This window comes from Cupriavidus basilensis OR16 (assembly GCF_000243095.1).
Classification (GTDB): domain Bacteria; phylum Pseudomonadota; class Gammaproteobacteria; order Burkholderiales; family Burkholderiaceae; genus Cupriavidus; species Cupriavidus basilensis_D.
In genome coordinates this window covers 19,429-30,881 of sequence record NZ_AHJE01000128.1, presented here as the reverse complement: position 1 = coordinate 30,881, position 11,453 = coordinate 19,429, and the positions used below count along the sequence as shown (strand labels likewise).

Here is an 11,453-nt window from a genome sequence, read left to right as displayed (position 1 = left end):
CGGCAGCACGACGTCTTGCCATTGGTGCCGGTGATGCCAGTCACGGCGAGATCGCGCGCGGCGTTCTCCATACCAGCCGGCGGCAATCGCGCCCGCGAGCTGGTGCAGGCCGGACACGCCGAGATGCGGCACGGCCTCTTCATGCGGCCAGGCAAAACCGTCGGCCTCGAAGACCACGGCGCTGGCGCCGCGGGCGATGGCCTGGGCGATATGCGGGCGGCCGTCGGTCGACAGGCGGGCGTTGCCCAGCACGTAGGCAAAGAACACGTCGCCCTGTGCGAGCCGGCGCGTGTCGCCGGTCAAGCTTGGCACCGCGGGGCGTGCTGGCGCAGCCAGGCCAGTGCGTCGGCGGCCTGCGCGGCCTGTGCGGCGACTTCGAGGGGGAGCGGCGTCCGGTTCATTGTTCGCTTTCCTGCACCTTGTCGCTGACCACCAGCTGGCGGATCGGCGAATCCGGCTGCACATTGAGCGCGCGCAGCGCGCCGCCGGTAATCGCGGAGAAGGCCGGGCCCGCGGCGGCGCCGCCGTAGTGGCTGCCCGAGGTAGGCTCATCGACGCTCACGGCCACGATCACGCGCGGGTTGGACATCGGCGCAAGGCCGATGAAGGATGCACGATACTTGCTGCGATCGTAGCCACGGCCCACGTGCTTGTACGCCGTGCCGGTCTTGCCACCGACCCGGTAGCCCATCACCTGGGCCTCCGGCGCAGTGCCGCCAGGCGCCGTCACTGTTTCCAGCATGGCCCGCACCTGGCGCGCCACTTCGGGAGACAGCACGCGCTCGCCCGTGACCGGGCCCTGGTTGCGGAACATGGTGACCGGGATCAACTCACCGTCATGGGCGAAGATGGTGTAGGCGTGGGCAATCTGGAACAGCGACACCGACAGGCCGTAGCCATAGGACATGGTCGCCTGCTCGATGGGGCGCCAGCTCTTGTACGGGCGCACCCGCCCGGCCACTGCGCCGGGAAAACCGATCTTGGGCGCCTGACCGAGGCCCACGCTCATATACATATCCCACATTTCCTGCGGCTTGAGCAGCATCGAGATCTTGGTCGTGCCGATGTTGCTGGACTTCTGGATAATGCCGGCCACAGTCAGCGCCCCGTAGTTGTGGGTGTCGCTGATGGTGGCGCCTTCGTAGTTGAACTTGCCGGTCGTGGCAAATACCGTCGAGGGCGTGACGCGCTTGAGCTGCAGCGCCAGGCCGATCGTGATCGGCTTCATCATCGAGCCCGGCTCGAAGGTGTCGGTCAGGACCCGGTTACGCAGTTGCTCGCCCGACAACCGGGTGCGGTCATTCGGGTTGTAGGTCGGCCAGTTGGCCAGCGCCAGCACCTCGCCGGTCTGCGCGTCGAGCACCACGGCGCTGGCCGCCTTGGCCTTGCTGCGCTCGACGATCGCCTTGACCTCGTTGTAGGCCAGGTACTGGATCTTGGCGTCGATGGAGAGCTGCTGGTCCTCGCCATCGCGCGGGGTCTTGAGGATGCCGACATCCTCCACCACGCGGCCAAGGCGGTCCTTGATCACCTGGCGCGCGCCGGACTTGCCGGCCAGCACGGCTTCGCGCGCCAGTTCGACGCCTTCCTGGCCGCGGTCTTCCACATTGGTAAAGCCGACGATATGCGCCATCGCCTCACCTTCGGGGTAGAAGCGCTTGTACTCGCGGCCTCGATCTTGAGCGCGGCGATCTTGTCCGCGGCGTCAGGCAGCACCGCTCTTGTCTTCCGTGAATTTGCGGCGCAGTTCCTTGTCGCTCATGTCGAGCAGCTTGCTCAACTGCCGAATCTTGTCCGCGTCGATCTCGTCGGGCACGTCCTCCGGGACCGCCCAGATGGCCTTGACGGGCAGGCTGGTCGCCAGCACCAGGCCGTTGCGGTCGAGGATCTTGCCACGCGTTGCGGGCAGCTCGAGCGTGCGCTGGAAACGCTTCTTGCCTTCGGCCTCGTAGAACTGGTTGCCCGGGCCCTGGATCCATAGTGCCCGCCCCGCCAGGGCGACGAAGGCGGCGAACATCATGAACACCACCAGCTTGGAGCGCCACATCGGCAAGCGCAGGCCGAGCACCGGGCTGGCGGAGAACTGGCCGGTGCGCGGGCGCGAAGGGTTGCCGCGCTGCGCGTTTTGCGAGGGCCGTGCGATGGTCATGGCTTACTCCCCTCGGGCGCTGCAGGCACGGGCGCGCTGGCGGGCGGCGTATCCAGCACGACGCCGGCCAGGTATTGGGTCCTGCCGGGAAGCACCGGCGTCATCTTCAGCTGCGTCCGCGCCGCTTCCGCGATGCGCGCGCTCTTGCCGAGCGAGCTCTGCTGGTACTGCAAGCGGGACCAGTCAATGTCGAGCTGCTTTTCTTCCGCCTGGGGGGGGTTGTTGGGGGCGGAACGAGGGTGCGGGCCTGGTGTTGCGCGCTCACCAGCGAGAGCGCGCACAGCATCAGGGCAGCCAGCAGGAAGAAAGTCAGGCGGTTCATGGGCGGCCCGCCTTCTGGGTGGAGGCGGACGAAGGGGACGCCAGGGACGGCAGCTTCTCGGCCACGCGCATCACCGCGGAGCGGGCGCGCGGGTTGGCGGCGATCTCTTCGGCGCCCGGCTTGACCCGGCCGAGCAGCTTCAGCGTGGGCTGCGGCAGTTGGTCCGCGCGCAGGGGCGCGCGGCGCATGGCGGGATCGGCATTCTGCTGCGGGCGGGCGTGCGCCTGCATGAACCGCTTGACGATGCGGTCCTCAAGCGAATGAAAACTGATGACCACCAGCCGCCCGCCTTCCTGCAACAAGTCGTAAGCGGCGCTCAGGCCGCTTTCGAGGTCCGCAAGCTCTTGATTGACGTGAATCCGTAGAGCCTGAAAGGTGCGGGTCGCAGGGTCCTGACCCTTCTCGCGTGTTTTGACGGCTTTCGCCACGAGCGCGGCAAGCTCGGCAGTAGTGGTAAGCGGTCCGCCATGGCCGGGTTCGCTCCGGCGAGCAACAACCGCCTTTGCAATCTGTACAGCAAACCGTTCTTCCCCATAGTCCCGTATCACCCTAGCGATGTCTTGCTCATCCGCTTGCGCCAGCCACTGCGCGGCGGTAACGCCGCGCGTGGTGTCCATGCGCATGTCCAGCGGTCCCTCGAAGCGAAAGGAAAAACCGCGCTCCGCATCGTCGATCTGGGGTGAGCTGATGCCCAGGTCGAGCAATATCCCGGCGACCGTGCCCCGGCCCGCCAGCGCCGCCGACATCTCGGCGAAGCTGGTGTGCTCAATGGAGAAGCGGGCATCCTTGATGGTGCCCGCCTCTGCGATTGCTGCCGGATCCTTGTCGAAGGCCACCAGTGCCCCGGCCGGGCCCAGCCGGGCCAGAATTGCCCGGCTGTGCCCCCCTCTGCCGAAGGTGCCGTCCACGTAGACGCCATCCGGCCGCCAGACCAGAGCTTCGACAGCCTCGTCCAGCAACACGGTGCGATGGCGCAGGGCGGTGGTCCCCGGCGTTTGGGTTGAGCTCATGACCTCGTCAAAAAGAGAAATTCTTCAATGCGTCCGGCATGCCCTGCGCCATCGCCTGCTGTTCCTTGGCGGCGTAGGTTGCGGCATCCCAGACTTCGAAATGGCTGCCCATACCGAGCAGCATGACTTCCTTGTCGAGCAAGGCGGCACTACGCAGTTCAGGCGCGATCAGCACCCGGCCCGCGCCGTCCATGTCGACATCGGCGGCATTGCCCAGGAAGATGCGCTTCCACCAGTGCGCGTCCATCGGCAAAGCCGCGATGCGACTACGGAAGTTCTCCCACTCAGGGCGCGGAAACAGCAGCAGGCAGCCGTCCGGGTGCTTGGTCAGCGTTACCCGGCCCTCGGCCTGCTGTTGTAGCGCATCACGGTGCCGCGCCGGAATCGACATCCGGCCCTTGGCATCCAGTGACAGCGCCGATGCGCCCTGAAACAAGCTAGCTCCCCGGTCCGCGCCGGCATGCTTGCCACCGGCTGGCGCGTGAATCCTTTAAATCCGACGTTGGGCGATGATCCCATAGCCAGACTGCGTTTTCACACAAAAACACACTTCCTCACACTATTTCCCACTTTAGAGGAAGCGATTTCACGGGTCAAGGCTCGTTGTGGGGCAACAATCCGGGTTTTTTTAATTAGAACAATGACTTAGCGCGCACACCTTGCGCACCGAAAAAGTGAATCCCTAATGAAATGAAGATCTTATGGAAGAAAGCAGAGAAACCACCTGAGAACAACCGAGGAAGGAACTGCCTGCAGCAGGAAAAACGGCCGAGCCGGACCGATGGAAGGATACAACGTTTTCGCGTCTACCCCGCGCGCGGGGGGTACCCGGCTTGCCGGCGCACGAGGCGCGCGGCGCGGGGCTGCGCCGAGGCTGGCAAGGGCTTCCCGCTCCGGCGCCGCCGCTCAGATCCGATAGGCGGCGGTGGTCATCACCTTGGAGGCCACCCGCATCATCGCGCGCACCGGCGAGGGCAGCGGCATGCCGCCCGCCTCGCGCGCGGCGGCGCCGTGCCTCACCTCGTCATCGCGCATCTGCTCCAGGATCGCGCGCGACCGGTCGTCGGCAACGGGGATCTGCTCGAGATGGCCATTCAGGTGCTGCTCGACCTGGTACTCGGTCTCGGAAACGAATCCCAGGCTGACCCGGTCGCCCGCGCGCCCCGCCGCCCAGCCGATGGCAAAGGCGCCGGCATACCAGAGCGGGTTGAGCAGGCTGGGACGCGAGCCAAGCTCGCGCAGGCGTTCGGCGCACCAGCCGAGGTGGTCTTCTTCCTCGCGCGCGGCCAGGTCCATCTGCGCGCGGACCTGCGGCGTGCGCGCGGTCAGCTTCTGGGCCTGGTAAAGGGCTTGCGCGCAGACTTCACCCACGTGGTTGATGCGCATGAGCCCGGCCACGTGGCGGCGTTGCGTCTCGTCGAGGCTCTGCGCATCGGGCGCAAGCGCCTCGGCGGGATTGGCGCGGCTGGCGCGGGTGACGCCTGCGATCGCGCGCAAGGCCACATCGAATTCGCGAATCAAGGTATCCATGGATGCATGCGCTAGTGGTTGCTCGGAGCCTACCCGCGTCCAGCTCCCTGCCTGAAGGGGGAGACGGCCCGGTGAATACGCCCTCGGGATTTCCCGCATTGTACCGTGGCCGAGTTGCCGGGCTTCTCCCGCCCGGCCCGCGCCGGCAAAGGCCGGATACTCCAAAACCCTGAGTTGTGAAAAGCTGACAAGGGCAGTGAACCCGATTGTGAATCGAGGGTGGTTTGTTACAGTAGTTGGCAGCTTCTGACGAAGTTGGGTAAGCGGAAAATGGAGACTCAGGAGGTTTCTCCGCTGGCCACCAATAATTCTTACACGGAGATCATCGAGCATGAAAAAATCGCTTCTCGCGCTGGCTGCGTTGGGTGCATTCGCGGGTGCCGCACAGGCCCAGTCCAGCGTGACGCTGTACGGCGTTGCGGATATGAACCTCGAATACGTCAATCACCTCGGCGTTGCGCCGGCGGCCAGCAACGGCTTCAATACCGGTCGCGGCAACTCCGTCTTCCGCATGTCCTCTGGTGGCCTGTCCGGCTCGCGTTGGGGCCTGCGCGGCGTGGAAGACCTGGGCGGCGGCTTGAAGGCGCTGTTCGTGCTCGAAAGCGGCTTCTCCCTCGACACCGGCTCGCTGCAGCAAGGCGGCCGCCTGTTCGGTCGTCAAGCGTACGTGGGTATCGAAAGCGCCCAGGCTGGCCGCTTCACCTTCGGTCGCCAGTACACCACGCTGTTCGACCTGCTCGCCAACTTCTCGCCCAGCGGCTATTCCACCCAGTATGAGCCGGTGGTCGCCCAGCTCGGCCTGAACTTCCGCTCCGACAATACCGCCAAGTACACGGGCGTATTCGGTCCGGTGACCGCGATTGCGCACTGGTCCTTCGGCAATGGCGTGGCAGGCAACGGCGAAGTCCCGGGCCAGTTCCGCCGCGACACCGGCTACGGCGCCGGCGTGGGCTACGCTGCTGGTCCGTTCGGCGCGACCATCGCCTATGACCAGTACAACCCGACCCTGAGCGCGACCGGCGACACCGGCACGTTCAAGAAGGCGGCAGTGGCGGGCAGCTATGCCTTCGGCCCTGCCAAGATCATGGCCGGCTATCGCTGGGGCCAAGCCAAGGCACAGAACGGCGCCCCGATTCTGCGCGACAACTACTACTGGATCGGCGCCAACTACCAGGTCACCGCACCGCTTGGCCTGACGCTCCAGTACAACTACGACGACGTCAAGAACCTTGGCGGCGTCAACGTCAAGAATCCGTGGCAGGTTTCGTTCATCGCCGACTACAACCTGTCCAAGCGTACCGACGTCTACCTGACGGCCGCGTACGCGAAGAACGCCGGCCTGAATTTCGACACCTCGGCAATCAGCTTCGCCAACGGCTACTTCCTCGGCTCCAACAACGACAACATGCTGGGCGTCGGCATCGGTATCCGCCACAAGTTCTAAGCGCAACCGCTTGGCACTGCAAAGGCACCTTCGGGTGCCTTTTTCATGGCGCGGCGGACGCGCCGGCTAGCCCTAGGGCATCACCTCATCGGCACATTGTTATGTCGACACTACAATGCAGCAGCCGTTCCGGATGCACATGACGATGCACACCACCACGTCGCGCCGTGCGGCAAAAAAACAGGCACAAACTGGAGACTCCCCATGCACCGCACCCGCCGTCGCGCGACCCACATGCTGCTTGCCACCATTGCCAGCGCATGCCTTGGCACCCTTGCCTGGCAAGCACCGGCGCATGCCGCGGACCCGTACCCCAGCAAGCCGATCCGCCTGGTGGTGCCGTTCCCGGCCGGGGGCACGACGGACATCCTGGCGCGCGCGGTGGCGGCCGAGCTGTCCAAGCTGCAGGGCTGGAACGTGGTCGTCGACAACCGGCCGGGCGCGGGCGGCAACATCGGCACCGACATGGTCGCCAAGGCCGCGCCGGACGGCTACACGCTGCTGATGGGCACGGTGGGCACGCATGGCATCAACCAGTCGCTGTACGGCAAGCTGCCATTCGACCCGGTCAAGGACTTCGCCCCCATCACGGAGGTGGCGTCGGTGCCCAATGTGCTGGTGGTCAACCCCGCCTTCGCACAGCAGAACCGCATCAACAGCGTCACCGACCTGATCGCCTATGCGCGCGCCAATCCCGGCAAGCTCAATATGGCGTCCAGCGGCAATGGCACGTCGATCCACCTGGCCGGCGAGCTGTTCAAGACCCAGACCCGTACCTTCATGGTGCATTTCCCCTACAAAGGCAGCGGCCCAGCCCTGACCGACCTGGCCGGCGGCACCATGCAGCTCATGTTCGACAACCTGCCCTCGTCAATGGCGCTGATCAAGAGCGGCAAGCTCAAGGCGCTGGCCGTCACCAGCGCCAAACCCTCGCCGGCGCTGCCGGGCGTGCCGACGGTGGCGGACGCGGCCCGCCTGCCGGGCTTCGAGGCCAGTTCCTGGTTTGGTTTGCTGGCCCCCGCCGGCACACCGCCTGAGATCGTCGCGCGCGTCCAGCAGGAAGTCGCGCGCGGGCTGGCCACGCCGGCCATGCGGGAAAAGATGCTGGCCCAGGGCGCAGACCCGGTGGGCAACACCCCGGTGCAGTTTGCCGCCTTTATCCGCGCCGAGCTCACCAAGTGGGCCAAGGTGGTCAAGGACTCGGGCGCCAAGGTGGATTGAGGCGCGCGCCGGCCCGTGGCGGCGTGCGAGCGCATATACTTGAGGCATCAAACAACCAGCGTGTCGCGATGCCTATCACACCTGCCGCCGAGGGCCCGCCCAAGGCCGGCGCCGAAGAAGCGCCGGTCGATCTCGAGACGAGCGCCGACGATAACGCCCACGACGCCCTGCGCCTGTGGCTGCGCCTGCTGACCTGCACCAACCTGGTCGAGTCCGACATCCGTTCGCGGCTGCGCCAGGATTTCGCCTGCACCCTGCCGCGCTTTGACCTGATGTCCCAACTCGACCGCCATCCCGAAGGCCTGAAGATGGGCGAGTTGTCGCGCCGCATGATGGTGACCGGCGGCAACGTCACCGGCATCACGGACCAGCTCCAGCAGGAAGGCCTGGTCTCGCGCGAGGCGTTGCCGAGCGATCGCCGCGCCTACCTGATCCGGCTCACGCCGGCCGGGCGCACGGCGTTTTCCAAGATGGCGCGCGCGCACGAAGTCTGGATCGAGCAATTGTTCGACGGCCTGCCCCAGTCCGACCGGCGCGCCCTGTTCCGCTTGCTGGGCCGGCTCAAGACCGGGCTGGTGAGCGCATGAACACGCCCCGCCGGGTGCTGGGCACGCTCTGCGCCTTGCTGCCGGCGCTGCTGCTCGCGGCCTGCCAGAGCACGCCACCGGGGCCCGAGGTCTCGCCGCTGAACGTCACGATCAAGCTCGGCCGCATCAGCGCGAAGACCCTGGTGGGCCAGGTCGACGTCCCGGACAGCGGCGCGGCCGGCGCCGCCGTGGGTGTCGGCGGCGGCGCGTGGAACGGCGGGGGCTGGAGCGGCGGGGGCGTTGGCTTTTCCGTCGACCTGAACCAGTTGCTGCATCCGCAGCCACGGCCGCGCATGGACCTGTTCCAGTACACGGTGATGGCCCTGGATGGCAGCACCGGCAACGTCATTGTCGGCGGTCCGGCAGCACCCGGCCTGGAACCTGGGGCCTGCGTGCGGATGGTCTATCCTGATGGCGCGCTCGAACCGCGGCTCGTGCCTTCGCGCGAATGCTGACGCATCCCGCAGAATAGAAAACGGCCTCCGTCGCAGCGCATGCGGGAGGCCGTACTTATTGCGGCGAGCGCAGCAGGATCCCGCTCAGGCAGCCTTGCGGCTGTCGCGCAGCTCGCGGCGCAGGATCTTGCCCACGTTGGTCTTGGGCAACTCGCTGCGGAACTCCACGAACTTGGGCCGCTTGTAGCCGGTCAGGCGTTCCTTGCAGAAAGCAATCAGCTCGGCCTCGGTCAGCGCGGGATCCTTGCGGACCACGTACAGCTTGACCACCTCGCCCGAATGCTCGTCGGGCACGCCCACCGCCGCCACCTCCAGCACGCCCGGGCACTCTGCGGCCACGCCTTCGACCTCGTTCGGGTACACGTTGAAGCCGGACACCAGGATCATGTCCTTCTTGCGGTCGACGATCTTGGTGTAGCCGCGCGCGTCCATCACGCCGATGTCGCCGGACTTGAAGAAGCCGTCGGCCGTCATGACCTTGGCGGTCTCGTCCGGGCGGTTCCAGTAGCCGGCCATCACCTGCGGGCCGCGGATGCAGATCTCGCCAGGCTGGCCGAGCGGCACGTCCGCGCCGTCGTCGTCGCGAATGGCGATGTCGGTCGACGGCAGCGGCAGGCCGATGGTGCCGGAGAACGCGTCGGAATCGGTCGGGTTGCAGGTTGCCGAAGGCGAGGTCTCCGACAGGCCGTAGCCCTCGATGATCGGGCAGCCCGTCCTGGCCAGCCACTTCTTGGCCACCGCTTCCTGAACCGCCATGCCCCCGCCGTTGGCCACGCGCAGGCCGGAGAAGTCGACCTTGCCGATATCCGGGCTGTTGATCAGCGCGTTGTACAGCGTATTGACCGCCGGGAACATGTTGAACTTGTACTTCTGCAGCTCCTTGATGAAGCCGGGGATATCGCGCGGATTGGGGATCAGCACGCTCAGGCCGCCGCTGCGCATGCCCAGCAGGCAGCAGACCGTCAGCGCGAAGATGTGATACAGCGGCAGCGCCGTGATGGTGACCACCTGGTCGATCGGCGCGCCCTTGGCCAGCGCCGGCTGCATCCAGGCTTCGGACTGCAGCACGTTGGAGACGATGTTCCGGTGCAGCAGCACGGCACCCTTGGACACGCCGGTGGTGCCACCGGTGTACTGCAGGAAGGCCACGTCGTCCGGGCCCGTGGCGGCGGGCTGCAACTGCATGCCGCGGCCCTCCTCCAGCACCGCGTTGAAGCGCACGCAGTTGGGCAGTTCCCAGGCCGGCACCATCTTCTTGACGTTGCGCACCACGAAATTGACGATCGCGCCCTTCAGGCCGCCCAGCAGGTCGCCCATGCTGGTCACCACCACATGCTTGACCGGCGTGGCGGGCAGCACTTGCTGCAGCGTGGTGGCGAAGTTCTCCAGGATGACGATCGCCTCCGCGCCGCTGTCCTTGAGCTGATGCTCGAGCTCGCGCGGGGTGTAGAGCGGATTGATGTTGACCACGACGAAGCCCGCGCGCAGCACGGCGGCCAGCACCACCGGATACTGCAGCACGTTGGGCATCATGATGGCCACGCGCGCACCGGGCTTGAGCCCGCGCGACTGCAGCCACGCCGCGAACTGCCGCGAGAGACGGTCGAGCTCGCCGTAGGTGATCGACTTGTCCATGCACACAAAGGCACGGCGATCAGCATAGGTGCGGAAGGATGCTTCGAGCAATTCGGCCAGCGAGCGGAACTGGCTGCTATCGATCTCGGCAGGCACGCCGGCCGGGTAATGCTTCAGCCACAGTCTTTCCATGCACCGTCTCCTGATTTTCTGAATGGTCGTTCGATTTTCGACAGATGCTAAACGCGCGACCCGGTTAAGACAACACGTTAGATGAAGTCCTCTGGAACCTCTCCACCTTCTGACGTGAAGTTTAGCGCACAGTTCAACCCGGACTCGGGAATTCCCCTAGTGGCCTCCCGCCAGGGGGCGGAAGCGATGCCGAAGTCAGGCGTTCACCGGCAGTACCATCTTCATCATGTTGGTAGCCAGCTCTTCCGCCAGCGCCTGCGCCTCCATGCGCTCAGGCTGGTGCCACGTGTACATGAAGCCAACCACACTGCCGATCGCATGGGCGGTCACGCGCGCGTCGCCGTAGCTGAACACGCCCGCGCGCTTGCCTTCTTCCAGCAGCGCATAAAGGTCGCGGTAGAAGGCGCGTGCCATATTGCCCAGCCAGGTCACCGTTTCCGGCCGCAGGTACTGGTTGTCGCGAAAGCTGAGCGTGGCGGGCACATAGCAGGCAATGCAGCGCCGCGCCATTTCGAGCAGGCAGGCATGCAGGCGCTCGCGCACCGGCGCGGCCGGGTCGGCGGTCTCGCGGATGACCGGCAGGCAGGTCTGCGCGGACTCGCGGCACAGGATGTCGAAGATCGCGTACTTGTCGGTGAAGTAGTAGTACACCGCCGGCTTGGTCACGCCGAGCGCGCGGCACAGGTCGTTCATCGTCATGCCGGGATAGCCCTTGGTATAGAAGAGCTGGGCGGCGGTATCGAGGATCTGGCGGCGGCGCGCTTCCTGCCGCTCGGCGATATGCGAGCGGGCGGGTGCGGCGTCCGGAGCGATCTCCGGCGCGGCCTCGGCGGCGGGAGCGGTTTTCTGTGCAGTCGGCATGACGCGATTCTCGCATGGCACCGGGCTGGCAAGGCCTGGCAGCCCGTTTTGGCGTTGACCCGCTACCCCTGGCCGCCACGGCTTCACGCAGGCGGCGCCTGGCTTGA

General features: G+C 66.2%; 9 protein-coding genes and 3 pseudogenes. 4 read left to right on the top strand and 8 right to left on the bottom strand.

Going from position 1 to position 11,453, the window contains the following annotated elements; genetic code table 11:
• From OR16_RS34465 to coq7, 6 genes and pseudogenes are all read right to left on the bottom strand, one after another.
• Positions 1–401, bottom strand: a pseudogene (locus tag OR16_RS34465) (UDP-N-acetylmuramoyl-L-alanyl-D-glutamate--2,6-diaminopimelate ligase); the annotation flags it as partial.
• A pseudogene (locus tag OR16_RS34460) lies at positions 398–2,149 on the bottom strand (peptidoglycan D,D-transpeptidase FtsI family protein). The pseudogenes OR16_RS34460 and OR16_RS34465, both read right to left, overlap by 4 nt.
• Positions 2,146–2,471, bottom strand: a pseudogene (gene ftsL, locus OR16_RS34455) (cell division protein FtsL). The pseudogenes OR16_RS34460 and ftsL overlap by 4 nt, the downstream one beginning before the upstream one ends.
• A complete protein-coding gene (gene rsmH, locus OR16_RS34450) occupies positions 2,468–3,481 on the bottom strand; it encodes a 16S rRNA (cytosine(1402)-N(4))-methyltransferase RsmH (protein WP_006163490.1) in 1,014 nt (337 codons plus the stop codon). The pseudogene ftsL and the gene rsmH overlap by 4 nt, the downstream one beginning before the upstream one ends.
• 7 nt (positions 3,482–3,488) lie before the next feature.
• A complete protein-coding gene (mraZ, locus tag OR16_RS34445) occupies positions 3,489–3,917 on the bottom strand; it encodes a division/cell wall cluster transcriptional repressor MraZ (RefSeq protein ID WP_006163489.1) in 429 nt (142 codons plus the stop codon).
• Positions 3,918–4,387: 470 nt separating this feature from the next.
• Positions 4,388–5,011 carry a 2-polyprenyl-3-methyl-6-methoxy-1,4-benzoquinone monooxygenase gene (gene coq7, locus OR16_RS34440; protein ID WP_006163488.1) on the bottom strand — a complete coding sequence of 208 codons (624 nt, stop codon included), beginning with the start codon at positions 5,009–5,011 and terminating at the stop codon, positions 4,388–4,390.
• Between the two features lie 331 nt (positions 5,012–5,342).
• Between coq7 and OR16_RS34435 the strand changes: the two genes are divergently transcribed.
• The 4 genes from OR16_RS34435 to OR16_RS34420 all read left to right on the top strand — a co-directional run bounded on the left by OR16_RS34435 (position 5,343) and on the right by OR16_RS34420 (position 8,718).
• Complete coding sequence (locus OR16_RS34435; RefSeq protein WP_006163487.1) at positions 5,343–6,455, top strand: porin; 1,113 nt, start codon at positions 5,343–5,345, stop codon at positions 6,453–6,455.
• Positions 6,456–6,659: 204 nt separating this feature from the next.
• On the top strand, positions 6,660–7,676 hold the full coding sequence (locus OR16_RS34430) for a Bug family tripartite tricarboxylate transporter substrate binding protein (protein WP_006163486.1): 1,017 nt from the start codon (positions 6,660–6,662) through the stop codon (positions 7,674–7,676).
• A 68-nt stretch (positions 7,677–7,744) separates the two neighbouring features.
• Positions 7,745–8,263 (top strand): MarR family winged helix-turn-helix transcriptional regulator, encoded by a 519-nt coding sequence (locus OR16_RS34425; protein WP_006163485.1) that lies wholly within the window; start codon positions 7,745–7,747, stop codon positions 8,261–8,263.
• Entirely contained in the window at positions 8,260–8,718 is a 459-nt protein-coding gene (locus OR16_RS34420) for a hypothetical protein (RefSeq protein ID WP_006163484.1), read from the top strand. Before OR16_RS34425 ends, OR16_RS34420 begins: the two co-directional genes overlap by 4 nt.
• 84 nt (positions 8,719–8,802) lie before the next feature.
• Here the strand turns inward: OR16_RS34420 and OR16_RS34415 are convergent, their stop codons facing one another.
• Together OR16_RS34415 and OR16_RS34410 are read right to left on the bottom strand one after the other, a co-directional pair.
• Positions 8,803–10,485, bottom strand: coding sequence for a long-chain fatty acid--CoA ligase (locus tag OR16_RS34415; RefSeq protein WP_006163483.1), 1,683 nt, complete (start codon positions 10,483–10,485; stop codon positions 8,803–8,805).
• Between the two features lie 195 nt (positions 10,486–10,680).
• Positions 10,681–11,346 carry a TetR/AcrR family transcriptional regulator gene (locus tag OR16_RS34410; protein WP_006163482.1) on the bottom strand — a complete coding sequence of 222 codons (666 nt, stop codon included), beginning with the start codon at positions 11,344–11,346 and terminating at the stop codon, positions 10,681–10,683.
• Positions 11,347–11,453: the final 107 nt, after the last annotated feature.